We start from the raw sequence: 22,517 nt of genomic DNA, 5'->3' as shown, positions 1-22,517 counted from the left end.
TGCAGATTCATAAAAAGTTTATTGCAAAAATGGTTGAAATCCGACTTGCAATCTGCTACAATGACCTCCAGAAAAAGCTATGAGAGGAGTACATTTGTCAATGAGCTATGTAAATGAGATCCTGGAGCGGCTTGCCGCTCAGAACCCTGGGCAGCCGGAATTTTTGCAGGCCGTTACAGAAGTCCTGGAATCCCTGCAGGTAGTTATTGAAAAGAATGAGGACGCCTATCGGAAGAACGCCTTCCTGGAGCGGCTGGTTACCCCTGAGCGGATCATCATGTTCCGTGTCCCCTGGGTGGATGATAAGGGGCAGGTCCAGGTGAACAACGGCTACCGGGTGCAGTTCAACAGTGCCATCGGCCCCTACAAGGGCGGACTGCGGTTCCATCCCAGTGTAAATCAGGGCATTCTGAAGTTTCTGGGCTTTGAGCAGACCTTTAAGAATTCCCTGACCGGTCTGCCCATTGGCGGCGGCAAGGGCGGCGCGGACTTTGACCCCAAGGGCAAGTCCGACCGGGAGGTCATGGCCTTCTGCCAGAGCTTCATGACGGAGCTGTACAAGTATATCGGCGAAAATGAGGACGTGCCCGCCGGTGATATTGGCGTGGGCGGCCGGGAAATCGGCTATCTGTACGGTCAGTACAAGCGTCTGACCGGCCAGTACGAGGGTGTGCTCACCGGCAAGGGCCTGAGCTTCGGCGGCAGTCTGGCCCGGACCCAGGCCACCGGTTATGGCCTGCTGTACCTGACGGATGAGCTGCTGCGGTGCAACGGCAAGGAGCTGAAGGGCAAGACCGTTGCGGTTTCCGGCGCGGGCAACGTGGCAACCTATGCCATCGAGAAAGCCTGGCAGCTGGGGGCAAAGCCCGTCACCTGTTCCGACTCCACCGGCTGGATCTACGATCCTGACGGCATTGACGTGGCAACCCTGATCGACGTGAAGCAGGTCAAGCGCGCCCGCCTGACGGAGTACGCCAAGGCCCGTCCCAACTCTGTGTACCACGAGGGAAAGGGCGTCTGGACTACCAGGTGCGACGTGGCGCTGCCCTGCGCCACCCAGAATGAGCTGCTGCTGGACGATGCCAAGGCTCTGGTGGCAAACGGCTGCTTCGCCGTCTGTGAGGGCGCCAATATGCCCACCTCTCTGGATGCCACCAAGTATTTGCAGTCTCAGGGCGTTCTGTTCTGCCCGGGCAAGGCCTCCAACGCCGGCGGCGTGGCTACCTCCGCTCTGGAAATGACCCAGAACTCTCAGCGCCTCAGCTGGACCTTTGAGGAAGTGGACGCCAAACTGAAGGACATCATGGTGAACATCTTCCACAATGTGGACAATGCCGCCAGAGAATACGGCATGGAGGGCAACTATGTGGCCGGTGCCAATATCGCCGGTTTCCTGAAGGTTGCCGACGCCATGAACGCACAGGGCATTGTGTAATTCTCAATGAATAGGGTATTCCCCGGGAAATGATTTGTACCCCTGATGCTGGACATCCGGCATCAGGGGTACATGTCATATTTCGCCATGGGTATAGACGTTGATACCCTTGTCCTTCATCTGTCCCGGCAGACTCCTGAGATCGTACAGATCGTGGCCGCTGACCACAATGAAGGACCCCTTCCCCGGTCAGGCAGGCGGCAGCCTTTTCTGCCTTGGCCCTCAGCACGGCCGCTTCGTCATAGGCCGGAGCTTCCCGAGTCTCAAAGGTAATGGCCCCGGTGGGGCAGCCGGGCAGGCAGTCCCCCAGTCCATCACAGTAGTGCTCCCGGGCAAGGTAAGCCTTGCCGCCAATGAGGGCGATAGCCCCTTCATGGCAGGCAGTGACGCACAGGCCGCAGCCGTTGCATTTTTCCTGATTAATGTGAATGATCTGACGAATCATGGTTGGTTCCTCCGCTTGTTTCTGAATGTTGGGTGTTGAAGATTCGGGATAAATAAAGAAATTTTATGGGCTTTCGGAGCAAGAGGGCACGGCACTATAATCAAAAAATCACCGTTTGCACCGTAGGGGGCGATGCCCACATCGCCCCGCGGGGTATGACGCCAGAGCGGTCGGGAAAAATGGACGCGCGCATACCGTCGGCACCCCCTGTGGGCGGGAATGTGTGGTTGTTCCTCAGGGAAGGTTGTACCGCCCCTCATCCGTCTCGCCTGCGGCGAGCCACCTTCTCCAAGGAGAAGGCTTTGGTGCGGTGCCTCATCACGCCAACAGTATAGTCCGAAAGCGTTCCTGACAGCGTTGCCACAGCAACAAAAATTTTTGAAAACCAATTATTTTTGGAGCTGTGACGCCCGGAGATCCCGTGAAAATGTGTGATCCAAAAAGTTATTGCATGATCGATTTTGCGAAAGGGTGCCAAAACGGGAGAGGCTTGCCTGTGTGGTCTATGTTGTCTTCGTCGGCCTGGTTTACCCGGCGTTCTGATCCAATAGCACCTAATACCAACGGCGTGCCGCAAAAACGCGGCACGCCGTTTTGGGCTGCCAAAGGACTTCAAAACCGCTTTCGTTTCTGGTATAATAGAAGAAGCAGGGGCGTTTTCATCCTATGTTGAAGATCGCTATGTAAATGACAAAGCTATGAAATTGGATGAAGCTGTGTTATCTGTAGGTATGGGTGTTATTTCTGGACGAATCGGTGATTCTGGTGCAAACGAAAAAATGGTTCTTAGCAACGCTGCAAAAAGCGCAAAGCAGACAATCGCATGCGAAACGCGCAAGGAAAATCAAAAGGATGGTTTCCAGATGCACCTATATGGAAAACTTGGTAAGGATGTGAGGATCAATGGTGGAATCTGAATTCATCTTTTTTTACCTAGGCGTTACGGTTCTGTCTTTTTTTAATTGTAGAAATTCGACAGTTGGAATGATAAAGGAAATCGGAATAAATTCTCAATCTCGATATTATCCAAAGCATTACATCATTCCCAAAAGGTGGATGAGGAAATTTTTTCACATAAACCAACGTACTATTCCACGGTACCTTTACTTTGAACTGTTGGTATCTGTTTTCTTTTTAATTCTTGGGCTATTTAATACAGCAATCTTTATTGTAGTAGGCTGTGATAAGCCCATTGCTGGTATTTTGTTTATGTTCCATATCTGCCTGATAATAATTAACGCGATATTTTTTTCAATTACGTCATTGATTTTTAAAAGGAAATAGTATGCGCTTTAATCCCTAAGCCAGGTTTATTGGGATTCCTCCAATTCCTTATAGGTTTCAGGAGTGCTTCTGACAAGTACCACAGCACTGCACGGAGTAGTGCGCATTACCCCACAATGATAAGCTCTCAGACAGCTAGAAACGGCGTGCCGCAAAAAACGCGGCACGCCGTTTCAGTCCCGTCGAAAAGCACCTTTGTGTTGCCACGGTGCTTTGTTGGGAATAGTCCTAAAATCTTTTGTGGTTTACTATGTCTTTGGCGTATATAGCTACAAGTTCATCCAACACATGCTGCAATGCATCGCTTTCCGAAGGAAATCCAATGCAATTATACTCTTTCCCCCTCTCTCTTATGAACGTTTCCCAGCGGAATTTGTTTCTTCGAATGTTATAACCATCGCTCGTACTGCTATCGAAAGAAACGATTTCCGGTTGTATCCCATTTTCTTTTAGATGTGCGATAAACTCATTCCTGTTCATATCTTGCTCTCCCAATATCTTTCTCATCCGGCCAGCGGGCCACTTTTCCCTTCCAGTGGAAGGCTTGGGGTTTTTGCTTTATATCGCAGCCTTCGGCAGGGTGACGGTGAATTTTGTGAAGGATGGGTTGCTCTCTACCCGGATGGTGCCTTCGTGGAGCTCCACCACCCGCTTGACCACTGCCAGACCGATGCCGTTTCCCTCGGTGCTGTGGGAGTGGTCTGCCTGGTAGAATTTTCGAAAGATGGCTTCCTGCTGATTCTGGGGGATGTAGGAGCCGGTGTTGCAGATGGAGACCGCCACTGCGTTTTCTTCTTCCGCGGCGGAAATCTCCACGGACTGACCCTCGGGGGAGAACTTGATGGCGTTGTCCAGAAGATTTACCCAGACCTGCCGCAGCAGCTCCTGATTGCCCGAAATAGTGTGCTCCTCCAGCTCCAGATTCATTTCCAGATTCTTCTTCTCCCATTTCCGTTCCAGAAGCAATACACAGGTACGCAGCTGCTCGGAGAGGTTGAATTCCGTCACGTCTGTCAGAATGGTCTGGTTTTCCACCTTGGTCATGTTCAGCACATTGGTGGCCATATCCGCCAGCCGCTTGCTTTCGCTTTCAATGATGTCCAGGTATTCCAGCTGCTCTGCCCGGGGCAGGTCTCCCTGCTTCAGCAGACTGGCAAAGCCCGCAATGGAGACGATGGGAGTTTTGAATTCGTGGGAAAAGTTGTTGATAAAATCGGAGCGCAGCATTTCCGTGCCCTCCAGTTCCGCTGCTGTGGCGTTGAAGGAGTCTACCATGTCCCGGATCGGGGGGATGCTGCATATGATTCCCGTTGGCTCAATGCGGACCTTGTAGTCTCCGGAGGCCAGTCGGTGCAGTCCCTGGGTCATCCGGCTGACGGAGCGCAGGGGAAAGGTGCCCAGCAGAAGCGCCATCAACGTGCCGCCTACCAGACTCATGGCCCCGATGATGAGAAAGAAGGAGAGCAGGCTGGAATGCTCCATCCATCGGCTCAGCAGGCCCGAGCGGTCAACGATCACCAGGGTAATGCCGATGATCAGAAGCGTTACAAGGATCACCACAAAAACGCAGGCGGAGAGGATCAGCGTCAGGGTCATGCGGCCCGGCTGCTTTCGTTTCATATTTTCTTCACCGCCTTATAGCCCAGACCCCGGACGGAGATGATCTCGAATTCCGGCCAGCTTTCAAAGCGCTTGCGCAGACGGCCGATGTGCACCGTTACCGTCTCCCAGCCCGTATCGGAATCCATGCCCCAGATCTCGTCCATGAGCTGAATCCGCGTGAAGATCTTGCCGGGGTAGGACAGCAGCTTGTACAGCAGCAGAAACTCTTTTTGGGGCAGCTCCTGGCGCTCCTTGCCCCGGGAGACTGTGAGAGAATCGTAGTCCAGCACCACGTCGCCGATCTCAATTTTCCGCTCGGAGACAATCTTGGCCCGCCGCAGGAGAGCCTTGATGCGCAGCAGCATTTCATCCGTATCCACTGGCTTCGTCATATAGTCGTCGGTGCCCACCAGAAACCCCTTTTTCCGGTCCTCGGAAAGCTGCTTGGCGGAGACCATCAGAATGGGCAGTTCATTATTGGCGGCACGCAGCGTTCTTGTAAATTCATAGCCGTCCATATTTGGCATCATGATATCCAGCACCGCCAGATCCACATGCTCCCGGTCCATAACGGCCAGAGCCTCCTCACCGTCGCAGGCGGTGGTGACCGTATAGCCGTCGCCCTCCAGAACCGCCTGCATCAAACGGCGGGTATTCTTGTCATCATCCACCACTAGAATATGAAACACGGCAATTCCTCCCTTAAGTATTCCTTACTGCGCTTGCTTTTTTACTAAGCATATGGTATCATTCTAAACCGAAACGAAACAAATACAGTATACCCATTCTTTGTAAACTTTTCAAGTTTAGGCGCAGTTTAGCTTTCCGCTGTACAATTTCCGCAGAAAAATAGTATGCGGAGGTATGGCCTTGAAAAACTGGATCGAAAAGGCTTTTTATTGGATCTGCTGGAAGATTATCTGGGTATTCTACCCCAAAACCACCCTTGAAGGGGTGGAGAACCTGCCGGAGGAGCCGTCCATCGTGGTGGGCAATCACTCCCAGGCCAACGGGCCTATCGTTGCGGAGCTGTATTTTCCGGGCAAGCGCTCCATCTGGTGCGCCGGGCAGATGATGAAGACAAAGGAAGTGCCGGACTACGCCTACCACGACTTCTGGGATGACAAACCCAAGGCCCTGAAGCCCCTGTTCCGTGTCATCAGCTATATCATTGCCCCCTTTGCCGCCTGCGTCATGCGCTGCGGCGATACCATCGCCGTGTACCACGACACCCGGGTCATCAATACCTTCCGGGACACTGTGAAAAAGCTCCAGGCGGGGCAGCATATCATTATTTTCCCGGAGTGCAAAAAGGGATACAATCAGATCCTCTGCGCCTTCCAGGAGAATTTCGTGGATGTGGCCAAGCTCTACTATAAGCGCACGGGCAAGGCCCTGAATTTCGTGCCCATGTATCTGGCCCCGAAGCTCCGCAAGGTCTATTTCTGCAAGCCCATTCAGTTCGACCCCACGGCCCCCATTGCCGACGAGCGCCGCCGCATCTGCCAGGCCCTGATGGACAGCATCACCGCCCAGGCGGAGAGCCTGCCGGAGCACATCGTGGTTCCCTATCCCAATATCCCCAAGAAGGACTACAAAACCAATCATTCTGCTGAGGCGATTTTATGAGAAAACCTGTTGTTGACTACCGGAAATTCCGCTTTTCCAAGCTGAACGATCCGGAGTTTTCCCACCTGAAGCTGCTGGGCGGCTGGATCGTTTATTTCATTTTCTATTATCTGACCGAGAACTTCATTCCCTACAGCTCCTGCCACCTGATCCACAGCCGGCTGGATGATCTGATCCCCTTCAATGAATTTTTCTTCATTCCTTATTGTTTCTGGTATCTGCTGATTGTCATTTCCCTGGGGTATTTTCTGCTGTATGATATTGAGAATTTCTGCAATCTGCAGAAGTTTATCATCATCACTCAGGTGGTGGCTATGACGGTCTATATCGTCTATCCCAGCATCCAGGACCTGCGGCCCACGGAATTTGTCCGGGATAATATCTTTACCCACCTGGCGGCCTGTATCTATCAGTTCGATACACCCACCGGGGTCTGCCCGTCGCTGCATGTGGCCTATTCGCTGGGCATCGGCTCCTGCTGGCTGAAGGAAAAGAGCGCCGGAAAGCTCTGGAAGGCATTTGCTGTTTTCAGTGTCATTCTTATCAGCGTTTCCACAATGTTTGTCAAACAGCACTCTGCCATTGATGTTCTCTGCGCTTTGCCTGTGGGACTGCTGGCGGAAGTATTGGTCTTCGGCAAGTATTGGAAAGCGAAGTTTACCGGAAGCACGAAGAAGACGGCATAGATTCAAAGGACTGTTGCAAAAGACCCTGTAGGGACGTGAACCGCCCCTACAGGGTCTCCATTTAGCAGCAGCCCTTTTTGGATATCCGGGGGAACAATTATGTGGCTGCCGCAGGAATGCGGCAGCCACATGATTTTTACTTGACCTGATAAATGACGTCCTGCAGACTGCCGTCTCTTGCCAGAACGTTGGCAACGACCCGGTCAGAGGTGCGGGCGTAGGGCTTGGCGGGGCCGTTGAGGGCCACGGCCATGTCCCGCAGCTGGCGGATGTCCTTTACGGGGAGCCTGGCGGCCTTCATAGCGGCTTCCAGATCCGGACGGGCGGGATTTACGGCGATGCCGTACTGGGTCACCAGCATATCCACGCTGGAGCCGGGGGTGGAGACGGTCAGAACCTTGTCCACCACAATGGACATTCTCGCCCGGCTCAGGGGCGCGACGATCACCGTCAGCTTGGCTTCCTCCGCTACATCCGTGTGGCCGCCGGAGCCGCCGATGATGCAGCCGTTGGAATCCGTATGGACATTGACGTTGAAGTTCGTGTCGATCTCCGTAGCGCCCAGAACGACCACATCCAGATTGGAGGCAGCGGAGCTCTTTGCCTTGGGACTGGCGTACTGCGCGGCGGTGATTTCCATATGCCGGGGATCCTCCCGGATGGACTGCACGGCCTGCAGGTCAAAGCACTGTACATCCTGGATGGCCTGGAAGCAGCCGGCTTCCAGCATGTCCACCATATAGCCTGTGATGCCGCCCAGGGCGAAGCTGCCCTTGATATTCCGCTTCAGCATGATCCGTTTGACGTAATCCGCCACAGCCAGAGAAGCGCCGCCGGCGCCGGTCTGGAAGGAGAAGCCGTCCTTCAGCAGGCCGGAAGCGTCAATGGCCTGAGCGGCCAGTTCGGCTATCTTCAAGGCGATGGGGTCCTTGGGCATCCGGGTGGTGCCGGAGACGATGCCTTTGGGGTTTCCGATGGCATCGACCTTTACAACGTAGTCAACATAATCTTCTGTAATGGATGCGTCCGTCAGAGGATAGTCCATCAAATCGTCCGTTACGACGACGACTTTGTCGGCCTTCATGGCATCGGCAAAAGCATAGCCCAGGCTGCCGCAGGCGGAGGGGCCGTATTTGCCGGAGCAGTTGCCCATGGGATCCGAGGCGGGCGCGGCCACAAAGGCTACGTCAATATGGCTGGTGCCGTCCAGAATCTGGGCAGGCCGGGCACCGTGGGAACGGAATACCACGGGCTTTGCCAGAACGCCCTTGCTGATGGGCCCGCCGATTCCGGAGGACATATAGTCCGTTTCCAGACCGGTGACGACTCCGTTTTCGATATGTCCGAGCAGAGGCTCATGGCAGTCGAACAGGGAACTGGCGTTTACTGTCAGATCCTTGATGCCCAGCGCCGCGATCTCCTCCAGAACCATGTTGAGCACATAGTCGCCGTTGCGCAGATGGTGGTGGAAGGAGATGGTCATGCCGTCCCGAAGGCCGGACTTTTCAATGGCCTCTTTCAGAGAATTACACAGTTTCCGCAAAGTAATCAACTCCTTCGATTTCAGACGCGGCTTCCAGCACCAGTCTGGCCCGCTGCACAATGGGGGCATCGATCATTTTGCCCCGCAGGGAAATGGCACCCTTGCCCAGCCGCTTGGCTTCGGCAATCACCGCAAATACATCCTTGGCGTACTGAATATCAGCTGGGGTGGGGGAGAAAACCCGATTCACCGTATCCACATGGGCGGGGCTGATGCAGGCTTTGCCGGAGAAGCCCAGACCCTTGGCAAACTCGGCGTCCTTCTCAAGGCCATCCAGATCCTGGACGTCCGTAAAGGGCGTATCGTAGACTTCAATTCCGGCGGCTCTGGCGGCGCAGACCAGACGACCCCGGGCATAGAGAATCTCAGAGCCTTCCTTGGTCCGCTTGCAGCGCAGGTCTGCGGACAGGTCTTCGGCACCCAGAAACAGGCCCATCATCCGCTTGCTGGCCCGGGCAATCTCATAGGCATTCTCCACACCCTGTGCCGTTTCCAGCAGAGCCAGGATTCTGGTGCTGCCCGCGGGAATGCCGAACTTCGCTTCCAGCTCCGTCAGCTTCTGATCCAAAGTGCGGATGTAATCCCCGCCGCTGACCTTGGGGGGCATAATCATATCCGGCTTCAAGGGCAGGATATACTCCAAATCCTCTTCCCAATAGGGAGTATCCAGGCCGTTGATCCGGACAATAATCTCGCACTTTCCAAAGTTCAGGCTGCCCAGAGCGTTTTTCAGCAGCTCCCGGGCGGCGTCCTTCTGGTCCGGCGCAACGGCGTCTTCCAGGTCAAAAATCAGGCTGTCCGCACCCAGCAGGCCGCCGTTGCAGATCATATTGGGATTGTTGGACGGCAGAAACAACATGGTTCTTCTCATTTTTGCGGTTCCTCCCTGCTGGCACGTTTGACGGCGGTGGTCGCCCGGGCACGGATGGTGCAGTCCAGAGCACCGTGATCCACAGCGCTGACAAGCGCGTTTCGGACCCCCAACTCCTGAAGAACAGCACCGATGGTTTCGCGGATAGAGTCGCCGTAATAATTTTCCACGGTGGAATTCAGATCAATCCGGATTCCTTCCGCAGCCGGCTGCACGGTAACGCAGATGTCACTGGATTCCAGTGTTCCGGCCATGGCTTCCCGTTTGATATCCATTGTAAAAGCTCCTTTCCATTGTTGTGCTATCCCGGATATTTTAGCACATTTCCATGAAAAAGAAAAGGGCGAATACCAACTTTTTGTGGAAAGCAACATCCCCGTTCTTCTATTGCACAGAAGAATGGGGATGTTGGGAAAAAGACAAGTATGAAGAGAATCGATGCTGTTTTCTTCCGCGGAGGGTCATACATTAGCAGGGGCTTTCCGAATTCCGCGGAGCAGGGCAAAAAGCATCTTTTGCACAAGCCGGATCAGGAACGCGCCCAAAAGAGCCAGAGCGGCGGAAGCGGCAATGGATATGGGGCGGGCGAGAACACCGAAGGCGCTCAGCAGTCTGGGATAGAGCGCCTGATAAACGGCCTGATCGCTGGCCCAGGACAACAGGTATGCGCTGAAGGTCAACTCGGACAGAAGCCCGAGAAGTCTCCCAAGCTGTTTCCCGGGTTCTGGAAAGCGGATGGAATTGATGCACAGAAACACGGGCACGCCGCACAGGATCGTCTGCCAGCTGCCTTCGCAGTTCCAGAGACTTCGAACGAAGCTGCCGTTCCAGGAGCGCCAGATATTATAAGCGCCGCAAACGATTATGCTGAGCAGCAATACCAACAGTGCTTTTCCGGTGTGCATCTGGCGGACATTTCCGTGTTCCCGAAGGTAGGCCCCAAGGAAATAGAAGGTTACGGGGTAAAGGGCTGTCCACCAGTTGGGCACGAGCTGGGTCTGCCCGGTGTAATTCCAGGGCTGCAGCAGAACGCCAGGGGTGCGGAGATCATAGACATTTGCAAGGCCCGGCAGGGCAGTCAATAGGAGCAGACAGAGAACGCATTTTTTTCGTGCCGATTTGCCGGAAAGCCCTCGCCAGAGAGTATTCAGAAACGGCATCAGCAGGTAGAGCCCCAAATACATATTGACGTACCAGGCGTACTCGTCATAGCGCAGAATATAGGCCGCGGCTTCCCGGAAGGGGAGGGGCATGCGCAGAAAGCCGCGCATAAAGAGCAGCAGGGCGCATCCTGAGAGAAGGTAGGTGCAGACAAGACCTTTGCAGCCGGAAACATAGCGCCGAAGACTGCCTTTCGGCTCCAGATCAATGACACGTCCGCTGAGCAGCCAACCGCTGAGCATCAGGAACAGGGGAATACAGGTATTGAAGATTCCTCGGAGCATGATCAGAAGATACATCCGTTTCCCGGCAACCGGTGTTTCATAAAATCCGGTGTACAGCAGAGAGTGGATGCATACCACGCTGAAAAAGGCGAAGATTCTGGTAATATCCAGCCCAACATCTCTTTTTTTCATGTCTGGGCCTCTTTGCCTCTGGTTTTCAGGAGGATCAGCAGAAACGGAACAGAGTAAATCACAGGCCCCGCATAGCGGACAGAGCCGTTGACGTGGGTCAGCAGAAGCCCGGCCAGGGCCAGCAGAGTGGGCAACACCATTACCTTGCGTTCCCTGCTGCCGGAATACCAGGCGGCCAGGCCCAGCATCAGCGCCAGCCAGTTGTAAAGGCCGGAGAGCAGGAAGAGCCGTGCGGGATAAGCATGCTCGTACTCCCAGAGATCGGCCTCAATGCGGTGCATGGTATCGCTTTCCAGCCACCTGGAAAAGCCCGTGAGCTGGGGGTCAACATAGTCAAACCCAATTTGAACTTCACCGATGAACTTTTCCACTTCCCATATAAAGGGACAGAAGGACCAGTTTCTGGCGTATACCACCGCCTCCAGCATGGTCAGCGGATGCTTCAGGAAGAGCTTTCCCTGGAGCAGCAGATAGCTGCGCACCCGGGCGGCATTATCCGCATGGTATGTGGATTTAATCTCGTCTACGACTTTGGAATTGTATTTTGTGACCACGGTATCATAGTCCAGAACCTGAGAGATGATCCGCTTTTCCTCCTCGGTGACCCAATCCGGGTGATTGCTGCAATAGTAGCCCGTCAGCTGGTAGAAGAAGCTGTAGTTTTCTTTCTCATCCGGGCTTTCAATGCCAACCGCCGGGTAGATGGCCCAGTTGACCACACCGTGCACGGCCACCAGCGTCAGGCAGGAGATGACCGCAAACCGGCGGAGATTTTTCTGACAGGCCAGGCACAGCAGAATCAGAGCGGAAAGGTACATGCCGCCCTTTCTGGTGGCGCCGCACAAAAGGGCAAGGATGACCAGCGGGATCAGATTCTTTTTGGATCCGTCCTCCAGGGCGCGGCAGTAGAAGATCACCAGCAGCAAAAACAGCGGGCTGTAAACGGCGTCCTTCAAAGCACCCTGGGCCAGAGACGGATACACCATGGCCAGACCGAAGAACAGGCTGAGAATCAGGCCAATGTACTTTTTTCCGGAACGGGAAGCGGCTTCCTCGCAGCCGAAGCTCAGGGCGTACAAGCCGAGTGCGACCTGAAAGAGAACGCAGAAGAAAAGTCCCAGATTGTTGCCGCCAAGGTGCTGACCCAAGGTCATGAGAAAGCCGTAGACAAAGGTCAGCAGTACCGGAGAGGAGGCCTGAATGGGCATATAGCCCTGATACTGCATAATCTGCACGGTGGTGTCCAGATAGATGGAGCCGGGGGCGCGCAGAATCAGCAGGGGCAGCCAGCACAGCAGAATGATGCCTGCCCAAAGAAGCTGCCGTTTCGGCTGAAAGAGCGTTCGCACTCCGAAAGGCTTTCGCATCCAGCCGCAGAACAGCAGGGTCAGGCTGTAGTAGCTTGCGGTCATGGTTGCCCAGAAGAGAACATTTTCCGGCAGCCCGATCTGAGGCACGATCAAAAGGCTTTGCAGCTTTTGGGTGGGGGACAGGTAGATCAGGGTGTTCTGGGTGAAGAACAGGGCCAGAATCAGTGCCGGAGCCCAGAACCTTTTCTCAGCCCTCTGAATGCCCCGCAGTTGAAGGGCTGCCAGAGCCAGCAAAATCAAAAAACGGACAAGAAGCCCGACTTTGGCCCATCTGCCGCCATACAGCAGAGAGTAGGCTATATGGCGGAATACGCCGTCCTCCGGCGCGGCTCCCCGGGCCAGCGCCAGCCGCGCCAGCTCTTCGGCAAACATCAGGCAGGCCCAGAAAAGAAGAAACAGGGCCGGTTTGATTTGTTTACGGTCAAATCGCTTCATGTAATCGCTCCTTGCTCCGCCTCCCATGGGAAGGGCGTTCCCTTCAGCACAGATGACCTTATGTACCGGAAGGCCGCGTCTTCCCCCTGGTCCCGAAGCATTTCCAGCAGATAGCTGAGCTGACGCTCCGTTTCCGGGTGCATCAGCAGGCGTTCCCGGCTTTTGGCGAAATAGTTGTAAGGAGAGGCGGGGGTGTATTTTTTGCCTTCGTAGGTCATGCAGGCCGCCCGGCGGTCCATGACCATCTCCACCAGGTATTTTCGGGGCATGGGCACCGGCGCGTAGCATTTTGTGACAGGACTCAGATCCGTCCAGTATTCATAGTGATGCCTGTTGCGGCCCTTGTGGTGCATCCAGGCCTCACTGTAGCCCTTGTCTTCCCGCTCGGCGGCATTGGGGCTGCGGTAGCCCTGGTAGTATCTGACCCCCTGCCAGAATTCCGTGGGAGAAAACTTGCTCAGGTCATGGGTCAGTCCCTGACGGTACAGCCCCACCCGGAAGCAGCCCTTGCAGACCAGCCAGCGGTGGTGGGATATGGTTTTCAAATGCCCCCAGAAGTCCATAGCGCTTATCCTTCCGATACCACGATCTCAGACACCTGAAGCCCCGGATTTCTCCGGCAGGTGAAGTCAATTGCCCAGAAGCTGGTAAAGACCAGCAGATTTCTGCCCCTGTAGTCCTCCAGCAGCTCGGCGTCGGAGCCCAGATTCAGGTCCGTCAGGTCCCCGGGATAGCTGTCAATCAGGCGGATCTCCTCATAGGGCAGACCCTCCATGCGCAGGTCTACGCCGTACTCGTTCTTCATCCGGTACTGGAACACGTCAAACTGCAGCGTGCCGACCACACCGACGATGACCTCCTCCATGCCGGAATTGGGCACCTTGAAGATCTGAATGGCGCCTTCCTGGGCAATCTGCTCCGTGCCCTTCACGAACTGCTTGCGCTTCATGGAGTCCTTGGCGGAGACCCGGGCGAAGTGCTCCGGGGCAAAGGTGGGGATGCCGGAATAGGAGAATTTCTTCCCCGGAACGGTAATGGTGTCGCCGATGGAGAAGATGCCGGGGTCAAATACGCCGATCACGTCACCGGCGTAGGCCTCCTCCACAATTTCCCGCTCGGCGGCCATCATCTGCTGGGGCTGGGAAAGACGCATTTTCCGGTTGCCCTGGACGTGGAAGTATTCCGCGTCCCGCTGGAACTTGCCGGAGCAGATGCGCATAAAGGCCAGCCGGTCCCGGTGGGCCTTGTTCATGTTGGCCTGAATTTTGAAGACGAAAGCGGAGAAATCCGGGCTGAAGGGGTCAATGGTGCCGCAGTCGGCAACTCTCGCCAGAGGGGGCGGGGTCAGTTTCAGGAAGGACTCCAGGAAGGGCTCAATGCCGAAGTTGGTCAGGGCGGAGCCGAAGAATACCGGGCTTAGCTGACCCTGGCGCACTTCTTCCAAATCCAGTTCCCGTCCGGCGGACAGCAGCTCCACATCGTCAATGAGCTGCTGATGCTTGGCCTCGCTGTCCAGCAGCTGGGCTACCTCAGGGCTGTACAGGTCTACGGCGTGCGTGCCTGCTTTGTTCTTGCCGGAAACGCCGGAGAAGAACAGCAGCTCACTCTTCCCCCGGTCATAAACGCCCTGAAAATCCTTGCCGGAGCCAATGGGCCAGTTCATGGCGTAGGTCTCGATGCCCAGTTCCCGCTCCAATTCATCCAGCAGGTCAAAGGGGTCCCGGGTTTCCCGATCCATTTTGTTGACAAAGGTGAAAATGGGAATGTGCCGCATGGCGCAGACCTTGAACAGCTTCCGTGTCTGGGGCTCCACACCCTTGGCACCGTCAATGACCATGACGGCGGAGTCCGCGGCCATAAGGGTCCGATAGGTATCCTCGGAGAAGTCCTGGTGGCCCGGGGTGTCCAGAATGTTGATGCAGAAGCCCTCATACTGGAACTGCATGACGGAAGAGGTCACGGATATACCGCGCTGCTTCTCAATTTCCATCCAGTCGGAGGTGGCGGCCCGGGAATTTTTCTTGCCTTTGACGACACCCGCCTGGGCAATGGCTCCGCCGTAGAGCAGAAATTTTTCGGTCAGGGTGGTTTTACCGGCGTCGGGGTGCGAGATAATGGCAAAGGTTCGGCGGCGGCTGATTTCTTCTTGTAAGCTTGACATTGGTTTTTCCTCCACGTTTCATTCAATTTTTCATTCTTCAACACCGCAGAGGGCTAATGGGGGATTCCCGAATACATAATTGCCTCCATAGGTTCGTTTTTTCATAGTAAATCACTTTATTTTACCACAGGTTTTCCACAGATACAAGAGGAATCCTAAAGTTTTTATGCTAATACAGCGGCAGCCTTGCTTTTTTCACATTTTTGCGGTAAGATACCCCCAAAGGAGGCGGAGAAAATGTACCGTGTTCTGATCGTGGAGGACGAGGACGCCATTGCCCAGGCTGTGGCGGAAGAACTGACCCAATGGGGACTGGAGACCCGCTGCGCCCGGGATTTTCGAAATGTGCTGGGGGAATTTGAGGCGTTCCAGCCCCATCTGGTGCTGCTGGATATCATGCTGCCCTTTTTCAACGGCTACCACTGGTGCAACGAGATCCGAAAGACCTCCAATGTGCCCATTGTGTTCCTGTCTTCGGCCTCAGAGAACATGAACATCGTCATGGCCATGAACATGGGCGGGGATGACTTTGTGTCCAAGCCCTTTGACAGAAATGTTCTGGTTGCCAAGGTTCAGGCTATCCTGCGCCGGTGCTACGATTTCCGCCCCGCGGCTCCGGCTTTGCGGCACCGGGGAGCGGAACTGAATACTCTGGACAGCACGCTGCGCTTCGGCGGGCAGAAGATCGAGCTGACCAGGAATGAGTACAAGATCCTTCTATGCCTGTTGGAAAACAAAGGAGCGGTGGTCAGTCGGGAAAAACTCATGGAGCGGCTCTGGGAGTCGGACAGCTTTGTGGACGAAAACACCCTGACGGTGAATGTGAACCGTCTGCGCAAAAAGCTGGACGGCGCGGGGCTGCCGGGCTTTATCGTCACGAAATTCGGCGTGGGGTATCAGCTTGGAGACTGAAAAAAACCTGATTGCCCCATACCTGCGGGAGCGGGCCGGCGCCTTTGCCCGCATTGCCCTTTTTGGCGGTATTTTTCTGGGCCTGTTTGCTCTGTACCATGTGCCCTGGCGGGCGGCGGCCTATCCCGCAACGCTGTGCCTGTGTCTGGAAGCGCTGGCTTTCCTGCGGGACTACCGCCGGTTTCGGCGGAGACATGAGGCGCTCCGGCGGCTGGCGGAGATGGAAGAGCTGACGCCGGATCAACTCCCGGAGCCGGAAAACCGGCAGGCCCGGGACTACACCCGGCTTTTGGAGATACAAATGGACAGGCTCACCCAATTGCGGACGGAGGATGCCCGGCGGATGGCCACCCAGACGGACTATTTTTCCGCCTGGGCCCACCAGATCAAGACGCCCATCGCTTCTATGGGGCTGAAGCTTCAGAAGGAGGATTCCGCTTTGTCCCGGCGGCTGCGGGGGGACCTGAACCGCATTGAACAGTACGTGGATATGGCCATGACCTATCTGCGGCTGGATGCCGAAACCGGGGACTATGTTTTCAAGCGGCAGCCACTGGAGCCTATCGTCCGGGGCGCCGTGCGGAAATTCGCCGGAGAGTTTATTGACCGGAAACTGGGGCTGCGGCTGGAGCCTATGGAGTATATCGTCCTGACCGATGAAAAATGGCTGAGCTTCATAGTGGAGCAGCTGCTGTCCAACGCTCTGAAATACACCCCTGCCGGGGAAATTTCCATATATACCCAGACGCCGGACACCCTGGTGATCCGGGATACGGGCATCGGCATTGCTCCGGAGGACCTGCCGAGAATTTTTGAAAAGGGATTTACGGGCTATAACGGCCGCTCGGACAAAAAGGCCAGCGGCATCGGCCTGTACCTGTGCAAACGGGTCTGCGACCGCCTGGGCCACGAACTGTCTGTGAAGTCCGAACCCGGAAAGGGCACGGCGGTGTTCCTGAAGCTGGACAGGCGGGAAATTGGAATTGAATAAAAGGAGATAAAAACAATGAAGATTTTAATTGCGTCCGACATTCACGGCAGCGCCTATTGGTGCGGCAGACTGTGCGAGGAGATCGAGAAGGAAAACCCCGATAAGGTGATTCTGCTGGGAGACCTGCTGTACCATGGCCCCAGAAATGATCTGCCCAGAGACTATGCCCCGAAAAAGGTGATTCCCATGCTCAGCGCACTGGCGGAGAAAATCATCGCTGTCCGGGGCAACTGCGAGGCGGAGGTGGACCAGATGGTGCTGCCCTTCCCCTGCATGGCGGACTTTTCCCAGCTGCTGGTGGATGGAAAGACCTTCTATCTGACCCATGGCCACCATGCCAACCCGCAGAATCTGCCGCCGCTGCCCAGAGACAGTGTATTCCTCTCCGGCCACACCCATGTGAAGCTGGATGAGGAGGCAGGCGGCATTCGCTGCCTGAACCCCGGCAGCGTGTCCATCCCCAAGGACGGCAGCCACAGCTATCTCATTTATGAGGACGGAAACTTTTCTTTCCGTGTTTTGGAGGGATGACCATGGATTCGACCCAATGCGACAGCTGCTGGTATTATGATTATGATGAGGAGTACGACGAGTACTACTGTATGATGGATCTGGACGAGGACGAGGTTTACCGGATCCTCTCATCCCAGTCCCAGCGCTGCCCTTACTACCGTCAGGGCGACGACTACACCCTTGCCAGGAGACAGTGATTTTATGAAATTTCTTGCCGCTTTGCTTGCCGTTCTGCTGCTGACGGGCTGCGCCAGTCAGCCCGCGGAAACCACACAGGCTACCGGGGAAGATGCTCTGCACGTGCCGGGCCACAGCCTGGAGACCCAGACCAGCGGCATTATGCAGGTGTTTCCTACGGAAGCCGAGAGCTTTTGCCAACTCTGGGCCATGGGGGAGGACCTGCTGCTGCAAAGCGGCGGTGTCCTGACCCGGCTTTCCGGCCCAAACCTGACGCCCCAGGCCAAGATGGACGCCCAGACGGTGCTTCGCTCCGGCGGGGACGGCGTGTGGCTCTTTGATGGCAGCGCGGTTTCCGTACTGGACGAGAATTTCACGCTGCTGCAGACCATTTCCGTTCCGGACCCGGTCATCGGTGTGCCCGGAATGGATGAAAGCGGCAGGGCACTGTACTATTTGACGGATGGCTGCCTGAAAAAGCTGGATCTTGCTTCCGGTCTGGCCTCTCTGCTGCGGGAGAATATGGACTTTGCCGATGGCTCCGTTTCCGATCTTGGTAAGACGCTCATGCTGCGCCTGACGGACGAGGAGGGCGCGGGCAGCACGCTGCTCCTGTCCGCCGCCGACGGCAGTACGCTGTATCCTGAGCTGGCCGTTTCCGATGCCTGCGCCATGGGAGACGGTCTGGGCGTTCTTTTGGTGGATGGACAGATGGTGCTTCTGCCGGAAGGCGGGGAGGCCAGCCGTGTGCTGCTGCGGGAAGGAGAGCAGGTGCTGGGTTTTCTGCCGGAGATCAACGGCCTGTATACCGCCATTTCCGGGAGTACGGGGGTCACGGTGGGACTGTATGACCTGTCTGCCGGGGTGCTGCGCAGCAGCGTTTTGCTGCCGGACATTGACCTGACAGGACAGTGCCGGGTCACGTCTGATGGAAATGTCTATCTGACGGCCCACAGTGCCTCTGAAAATGGCTGGTGGATCCTGAAATGGAACTACACGGCATTCCCGCCGGAGAGCGAGGAAAGCTGCCTGGAGCCCTACTACACCCGGGATGACCCGGACGATGCGGGACAGGCAGCCTGCCGCGCCCAGGCACAGACTCTGGGCAGGCGTTACGGAATTACGGTACTTGTCTTCGATGAGGCGGCGGAGGCAGCTCCCTGGGACTATGATTTCACCCCGGCCTACCGGGTGGACAAGACCCGGTGGGCGCTTGCCGATCTGGAAAGCACCCTGGCCGCTTTTCCGGATGGCTTCCTGGAGGCACTGAAGCAGGACTGGGATGATTTGACAGTCTGCATCGTGGATTCCATCCGGGGCACCGCCGAATCCGGCAGCCTGGACAGTGCTGAGGGCCTCCAGTTCCAGAACGGCACCCATTATTACATCGCTCTGGCCCCTCAGGACGAGGATAGTCTGATACATACCCTGTTCCATGAGTTCAGTCACCTGATCGATACCCAGGTCATGAACCGTTCCAGCGCCTATGACAACTGGAACGATCTGAATCCCCAGGATTTTGCCTACAGTCTGGACGTGAACGCGGACATGACCCCCTACAAGGCCCTGCTCACCGGTCCGGACCGGGCCTTTGTGGATGACTACGCCATGACCTTCCCCGCCGAGGATCGGGCCAGAATTTTCGAGTGCGCCTGCACCGCCGGCAGCCGGGAGATCTTTGATTCCCCCATCATGCAGGCCAAGCTCCGCCGGATATGTACCGGCATCCGGGAGGCCTTCAGCATGAAAAACACGGAGGAAGTGCTGCTGTGGGAGCAGTACCTGACCTAGGGTTTGGAGAACGGTCGCATGTATACGATTGGCCCGCTGCATTTTGCAGCGGGCCGATTTTGCGTATTCAGTCCTCCGGGAAAAGGGTCTGCTTGCAGTACTGGATAATGGAGCGGCGGGTGACGATGCCGATGAAAGCGTCCTTGTCATCTACAACGGGGACGAAATTCTGGGTGGAGGCCCGGTCAATGAGGTCGTGCATGGAGGTGGTGACCCGGACGGGGACGTTGTCCTTCCGGCGGGAGATCTCTGAAATGCGGTGGATTTCCGCCTGGCGCATATCCATAAAGCACAGGTATTTCAGCGCCCACAGCAGATCGCCCTCGGTGAGGGTACCACGGTATTCGCCCCGTTTGTTGAGAATGGGGATGGAGGAATAGCCCGCGGATTCCATTTTTTCCATGGCCTGACGGATGGTGCTGTCTTCATCCAGAAACGCGCACATGGCCTTCGGCAGCAAAAAAAACAAGATATTGTTCATTCCGATCTCCTTTTCCAGGGCGGTTTTCCCTCCCGCCATCGTTACCATTATAGCACACCGGAACCGAAAAAGTATGAACAATTGTTGACAAAGTGCCTATGGAAATGGGATATTATTTTCTTAACAATTGTGCAGTATCAACAAAAATGAGCTGTTAATTGTGGAAGGTAAACTCCGTGCAGTCCAAGGTGGCGAAGTAATCCATGGGGGTCTCTGCCCGGCGGATCAGCTTGAAGGAGCCGTCCTCGCGGAGCAGCACCTCAGCGGAGCGGAGTTTGCCGTTGTAGTTGTAGCCCATGGAGTGACAGTGGGCGCCGGTGTCATGGATGACGACGATATCGCCCCGTTCAATGGCGGGCAGGCTGCGCTCAATGGCGAACTTGTCGTTGTTTTCGCACAGACCGCCGGTGACATCGTACACATGGTCCAAAATGGCGTCTTCCTTACCCAGCACCGTAATATGGTGGTAGGCGCCATACATGGCGGGACGGATCAGGTCGGTAGCGCAGGCGTCCAGACCGATGTACTCCCGATAGATGTGCTTCTGGTGCAGCACCGTGGAGACCAGGTGGCCGTAGGGCGCCAGCATATACCGGCCCAACTCCGTAAAAATAGCCACATCCCCCATGCCTGCGGGAACCATGATCTGCTCAAACCGGTTCCGGACGCCGTCGCCGATGACCTGAATATTGCAGCTTGGCTGTTCCGGACGGTAATCCACGCCGATGCCGCCGGAGAGATTGATGAACCGAAAGTCCGCTCCGGTGGCGTTCTTCAGCCGGACGGCCAGCCGGAACAGCTGGCTGGCAAGCTCCGGATAGTATTCATTGGTGGTGGTGTTGGAGGCAAGAAAGGCATGGATGCCGAAGTGCCTGGCACCCAGCTTCATAAGCCGGTTGATGGCACCGGCCATCTGATCTTCGGTCATGCCGTATTTGGCGTCTCTCGGCATGTCCATGATGGTGTTGCCAAGGCTGAAGGAGCCCCCGGGGTTGTAGCGCAGACAGACCGTTTCCGGAATGGGACCCAGCTTTTCCAGAAAATCCACATAGGTAGCATCGTCCAGATTTACATAAGCGCCCATTTCCAGTGCCTTGCGCATATCCTTCTCCGGGGTCACATTGGAGGAGAACATGACGTCATGCCCCGTAATGCCCACGGCCTCGGCCAGCAGAAGCTCCGTGTAGGTGGCGCAGTCGCAGCCGCAGCCCTCCTCGTGGAGAAGCTTCAGAATATAGGGGTTGGGTGTCGCCTTTACGGCAAAGTACTCCCGGAAACCCTTGTTCCAGGCAAAGGCGGCCTTCAGCGCCCGGGCATTGGCCCGAATGCCGGCCTCATCGTACAGGTGAAAGGGAGTGGGGATCTGATGGATGATCTCCCGGGCCTTCTCCAGGGTGATAAACGGGGTTTTCTTCATATGCGTGCGCTCCAAAAATGTATTTTTATGTTCGACTATTCGAATTTTATACAATCTATTCCGGTTTGTCAACAAACAACCCCAGGCCGGAACGCTTTTTGGAGAAATGAACAGTCCGGAAGTCTCTGTGGGCGGGAAAAGTTTTCAAAGCGCCGAAATGTCCCGCACGGGCGGGAATACGGTACTCTACCGCCGGGAGAATCGGACCTCTCCGGGGTGTAGAGGGTAGAAATGGAGGGCGTAGGCACATTTTGAACGCCGATATGCTATACTGTAGAAAACGAAGAAAGGACGGAAACGCCCGGCCGTTTCCGATGGGTTGTATGATGATATTCAAAAGAACAAAATTGGCAGACCGTATGTTGCCCAACTATTCCATGGGCGAGGAAATCATGAACACCGTGACACACATTGTAGGCGGGGCCATGGGCGTTTCGGCGCTGAGCCTGTGCGTGACCTTCGCGGCCCTGCACAACAATATCTACGGCGTGGTCTGCTCCGCCATTTATGGATTCTGCATGATCGCCCTTTACAGCGTGTCCAGCGTTTACCACGGCTTGAGACCCGGCATGGGCAAGAAGGTCATGCAGGTCATTGACCACTGTACCATTTATTTTCTGATCTGCGGCACCTATACGGTCATTGCGCTGTCCGCCATCCGGCCGGTATACCCGAAGCTGGGCTGGTGGCTGTCCGTTTTTGAGTGGGCCATGGCCGTTGTGGCAACGGTGCTGACGGCCATCGACCTGCGGGCCTACCGGGTGTTTTCCATGATCTGCTACATCGGCATGGGCTGGGCAATCATTCCTTTCGTGAGAGTTATCTGGCAGGTGCTTACCCCGGCGGGCTTCTGGCTGCTGCTCTCCGGCGGCATCGCCTATACCATCGGCGCGGTACTCTATGGGGTGGGCAGCAAGAAAAAATGGATGCACTCCGTGTTTCATATTTTCGTGGACATCGGCAGTTTGCTGCATTTTCTGTGCGTGCTGCTGTACGCGGTGTGAAGAGTGTTGGGACTTAACATTCCTGCTTCAAACAGAGGCCCCGGAGGCACCCATTGGCTGGGTGCCTCCGGGGCCCCTTTCTTGTCCCGCCAAGAAAGGGGGAAAGAATGCGGCCTAAGGGAGGCGCTGTCGGCAAAGCCGATGATTTCATAGAGCGATTGCCACTGGCAATCGTCAGATAAGATTCGCTGCG

General features: G+C 55.7%; 21 protein-coding genes and 2 pseudogenes. 10 read left to right on the top strand and 13 right to left on the bottom strand.

Annotated elements, in window-relative coordinates; genetic code table 11:
- Window positions 1-100 precede the first annotated feature (100 nt).
- Complete coding sequence (gene gdhA / locus KQI10_RS07635; RefSeq protein ID WP_216566814.1) at window positions 101-1,435, top strand: NADP-specific glutamate dehydrogenase; 1,335 nt, start codon at window positions 101-103, stop codon at window positions 1,433-1,435.
- Window positions 1,436-1,513: 78 nt separating this feature from the next.
- On the opposite strand, the pseudogene KQI10_RS07630 reads toward gdhA, so the two are convergent.
- Together KQI10_RS07630 and KQI10_RS07625 are read right to left on the bottom strand one after the other, a co-directional pair.
- Window positions 1,514-1,618: pseudogene (locus tag KQI10_RS07630) on the bottom strand (hypothetical protein); the annotation flags it as partial.
- 22 nt (window positions 1,619-1,640) lie between these two features.
- Window positions 1,641-1,880 (bottom strand): annotated as a pseudogene (locus KQI10_RS07625) (ATP-binding protein); the annotation flags it as partial.
- Between the two features lie 698 nt (window positions 1,881-2,578).
- Between KQI10_RS07625 and KQI10_RS07620 the strand changes: the two are divergent.
- Window positions 2,579-2,797, top strand: coding sequence for a hypothetical protein (locus tag KQI10_RS07620; protein WP_216566813.1), 219 nt, complete (start codon window positions 2,579-2,581; stop codon window positions 2,795-2,797).
- A 925-nt stretch (window positions 2,798-3,722) separates the two neighbouring features.
- Here KQI10_RS07620 and KQI10_RS07615 read toward each other — a convergent pair.
- Together KQI10_RS07615 and KQI10_RS07610 are read right to left on the bottom strand one after the other, a co-directional pair.
- Complete coding sequence (locus tag KQI10_RS07615; protein ID WP_216566812.1) at window positions 3,723-4,784, bottom strand: HAMP domain-containing sensor histidine kinase; 1,062 nt, start codon at window positions 4,782-4,784, stop codon at window positions 3,723-3,725.
- Window positions 4,781-5,455: a response regulator transcription factor gene (locus KQI10_RS07610; protein WP_216566811.1), complete on the bottom strand. Its 675-nt coding sequence runs from the start codon at window positions 5,453-5,455 to the stop codon at window positions 4,781-4,783. The genes KQI10_RS07615 and KQI10_RS07610 overlap by 4 nt, the downstream gene beginning before the upstream one ends.
- Window positions 5,456-5,636: 181 nt before the next feature.
- Here KQI10_RS07610 and KQI10_RS07605 point away from each other — a divergent pair, with 181 nt between their 5' ends.
- Entirely contained in the window at window positions 5,637-6,395 is a 759-nt protein-coding gene (locus KQI10_RS07605) for a 1-acyl-sn-glycerol-3-phosphate acyltransferase (protein ID WP_216566810.1), read from the top strand.
- Entirely contained in the window at window positions 6,392-7,081 is a 690-nt protein-coding gene (locus tag KQI10_RS07600) for a phosphatase PAP2 family protein (RefSeq protein ID WP_216566809.1), read from the top strand. Before KQI10_RS07605 ends, KQI10_RS07600 begins: the two co-directional genes overlap by 4 nt.
- Before the next feature lie 136 nt (window positions 7,082-7,217).
- On the opposite strand, the gene citF is transcribed toward KQI10_RS07600, so the two are convergent.
- From citF to KQI10_RS07565, 7 genes are all read right to left on the bottom strand, one after another.
- A complete protein-coding gene (citF, locus tag KQI10_RS07595) occupies window positions 7,218-8,624 on the bottom strand; it encodes a citrate lyase subunit alpha (protein WP_216566808.1) in 1,407 nt (468 codons plus the stop codon).
- Window positions 8,608-9,495, bottom strand: a complete 888-nt coding sequence (locus KQI10_RS07590) for a CoA ester lyase (protein WP_216566807.1) — start codon at window positions 9,493-9,495, stop codon at window positions 8,608-8,610. The genes citF and KQI10_RS07590 overlap by 17 nt, the downstream gene beginning before the upstream one ends.
- Window positions 9,492-9,770 carry a citrate lyase acyl carrier protein gene (gene citD, locus KQI10_RS07585; RefSeq protein WP_216566806.1) on the bottom strand — a complete coding sequence of 93 codons (279 nt, stop codon included), beginning with the start codon at window positions 9,768-9,770 and terminating at the stop codon, window positions 9,492-9,494. Before citD ends, KQI10_RS07590 begins: the two co-directional genes overlap by 4 nt.
- Before the next feature lie 186 nt (window positions 9,771-9,956).
- Entirely contained in the window at window positions 9,957-11,072 is a 1,116-nt protein-coding gene (locus KQI10_RS07580) for an acyltransferase family protein (protein WP_216566805.1), read from the bottom strand.
- A complete protein-coding gene (locus KQI10_RS07575; protein WP_216566804.1) occupies window positions 11,069-12,877 on the bottom strand; it encodes a DUF6020 family protein in 1,809 nt (602 codons plus the stop codon). Before KQI10_RS07575 ends, KQI10_RS07580 begins: the two co-directional genes overlap by 4 nt.
- Window positions 12,874-13,440 (bottom strand): DUF5662 family protein, encoded by a 567-nt coding sequence (locus KQI10_RS07570; RefSeq protein ID WP_216566803.1) that lies wholly within the window; start codon window positions 13,438-13,440, stop codon window positions 12,874-12,876. Before KQI10_RS07570 ends, KQI10_RS07575 begins: the two co-directional genes overlap by 4 nt.
- Before the next feature lie 5 nt (window positions 13,441-13,445).
- Complete coding sequence (locus KQI10_RS07565) at window positions 13,446-15,038, bottom strand: peptide chain release factor 3 (RefSeq protein WP_216566802.1); 1,593 nt, start codon at window positions 15,036-15,038, stop codon at window positions 13,446-13,448.
- A 237-nt stretch (window positions 15,039-15,275) separates the two neighbouring features.
- On the opposite strand from KQI10_RS07565, the gene KQI10_RS07560 reads away from it, so the two are divergent.
- Genes KQI10_RS07560 through KQI10_RS07540 form a run of 5 tightly spaced genes read left to right on the top strand, consistent with a single transcriptional unit; the run spans window position 15,276 to window position 19,422 of the window.
- Window positions 15,276-15,950, top strand: coding sequence for a response regulator transcription factor (locus KQI10_RS07560; protein ID WP_216566801.1), 675 nt, complete (start codon window positions 15,276-15,278; stop codon window positions 15,948-15,950).
- A complete protein-coding gene (locus tag KQI10_RS07555; RefSeq protein WP_253285204.1) occupies window positions 15,940-16,941 on the top strand; it encodes a sensor histidine kinase in 1,002 nt (333 codons plus the stop codon). The genes KQI10_RS07560 and KQI10_RS07555 overlap by 11 nt, the downstream gene beginning before the upstream one ends.
- Window positions 16,942-16,956: 15 nt before the next feature.
- Window positions 16,957-17,472, top strand: a complete 516-nt coding sequence (yfcE, locus tag KQI10_RS07550) for a phosphodiesterase (protein WP_216566800.1) — start codon at window positions 16,957-16,959, stop codon at window positions 17,470-17,472.
- A gap of 2 nt (window positions 17,473-17,474) precedes the next feature.
- Entirely contained in the window at window positions 17,475-17,651 is a 177-nt protein-coding gene (locus tag KQI10_RS07545) for a DUF6472 family protein (RefSeq protein WP_216566799.1), read from the top strand.
- Window positions 17,652-17,655: 4 nt separating this feature from the next.
- A complete protein-coding gene (locus KQI10_RS07540; RefSeq protein ID WP_216566798.1) occupies window positions 17,656-19,422 on the top strand; it encodes a hypothetical protein in 1,767 nt (588 codons plus the stop codon).
- A 67-nt stretch (window positions 19,423-19,489) separates the two neighbouring features.
- Here the strand turns inward: KQI10_RS07540 and KQI10_RS07535 are convergent, their stop codons facing one another.
- Window positions 19,490-19,903 carry a CBS domain-containing protein gene (locus KQI10_RS07535; RefSeq protein ID WP_216566797.1) on the bottom strand — a complete coding sequence of 138 codons (414 nt, stop codon included), beginning with the start codon at window positions 19,901-19,903 and terminating at the stop codon, window positions 19,490-19,492.
- 154 nt (window positions 19,904-20,057) lie between these two features.
- A complete protein-coding gene (locus KQI10_RS07530) occupies window positions 20,058-21,320 on the bottom strand; it encodes a diaminopimelate decarboxylase (protein WP_216566796.1) in 1,263 nt (420 codons plus the stop codon).
- Window positions 21,321-21,679: 359 nt separating this feature from the next.
- Here KQI10_RS07530 and KQI10_RS07525 point away from each other — a divergent pair, with 359 nt between their 5' ends.
- Window positions 21,680-22,324 carry a hemolysin III family protein gene (locus tag KQI10_RS07525; RefSeq protein ID WP_253285203.1) on the top strand — a complete coding sequence of 215 codons (645 nt, stop codon included), beginning with the start codon at window positions 21,680-21,682 and terminating at the stop codon, window positions 22,322-22,324.
- Window positions 22,325-22,517 lie beyond the last annotated feature (193 nt).

The organism is Pseudoflavonifractor sp. MSJ-30 (genome assembly GCF_018918045.1).
GTDB lineage: Bacteria > Bacillota > Clostridia > Oscillospirales > Oscillospiraceae > Faecousia.
The sequence above is the reverse complement of the archived record's forward strand: the minus strand, read 5'-3'. Positions and strand labels throughout refer to the sequence as shown.

Bases quoted from the DNA above. Each gene is read 5' to 3' on its own strand.
- KQI10_RS07590 (WP_216566807.1), bottom strand. From the start codon at position 9,495: ATGAGAAGAACCATGTTGTTTCTGCCGTCCAACAATCCCAATATGATC.
- KQI10_RS07615 (WP_216566812.1), bottom strand. From the start codon at position 4,784: ATGAAACGAAAGCAGCCGGGCCGCATGACCCTGACGCTGATCCTCTCC.
- KQI10_RS07565 (WP_216566802.1), bottom strand. From the start codon at position 15,038: ATGTCAAGCTTACAAGAAGAAATCAGCCGCCGCCGAACCTTTGCCATT.
- KQI10_RS07575 (WP_216566804.1), bottom strand. From the start codon at position 12,877: ATGAAGCGATTTGACCGTAAACAAATCAAACCGGCCCTGTTTCTTCTT.
- KQI10_RS07580 (WP_216566805.1), bottom strand. From the start codon at position 11,072: ATGAAAAAAAGAGATGTTGGGCTGGATATTACCAGAATCTTCGCCTTT.
- yfcE (WP_216566800.1), top strand. From the start codon at position 16,957: ATGAAGATTTTAATTGCGTCCGACATTCACGGCAGCGCCTATTGGTGC.
- citD (WP_216566806.1), bottom strand. From the start codon at position 9,770: ATGGATATCAAACGGGAAGCCATGGCCGGAACACTGGAATCCAGTGAC.
- KQI10_RS07600 (WP_216566809.1), top strand. From the start codon at position 6,392: ATGAGAAAACCTGTTGTTGACTACCGGAAATTCCGCTTTTCCAAGCTG.
- KQI10_RS07530 (WP_216566796.1), bottom strand. From the start codon at position 21,320: ATGAAGAAAACCCCGTTTATCACCCTGGAGAAGGCCCGGGAGATCATC.
- KQI10_RS07620 (WP_216566813.1), top strand. From the start codon at position 2,579: ATGAAATTGGATGAAGCTGTGTTATCTGTAGGTATGGGTGTTATTTCT.
- KQI10_RS07560 (WP_216566801.1), top strand. From the start codon at position 15,276: ATGTACCGTGTTCTGATCGTGGAGGACGAGGACGCCATTGCCCAGGCT.
- gdhA (WP_216566814.1), top strand. From the start codon at position 101: ATGAGCTATGTAAATGAGATCCTGGAGCGGCTTGCCGCTCAGAACCCT.
- KQI10_RS07545 (WP_216566799.1), top strand. From the start codon at position 17,475: ATGGATTCGACCCAATGCGACAGCTGCTGGTATTATGATTATGATGAG.
- KQI10_RS07535 (WP_216566797.1), bottom strand. From the start codon at position 19,903: ATGAACAATATCTTGTTTTTTTTGCTGCCGAAGGCCATGTGCGCGTTT.
- KQI10_RS07570 (WP_216566803.1), bottom strand. From the start codon at position 13,440: ATGGACTTCTGGGGGCATTTGAAAACCATATCCCACCACCGCTGGCTG.
- KQI10_RS07540 (WP_216566798.1), top strand. From the start codon at position 17,656: ATGAAATTTCTTGCCGCTTTGCTTGCCGTTCTGCTGCTGACGGGCTGC.
- KQI10_RS07525 (WP_253285203.1), top strand. From the start codon at position 21,680: ATGTTGCCCAACTATTCCATGGGCGAGGAAATCATGAACACCGTGACA.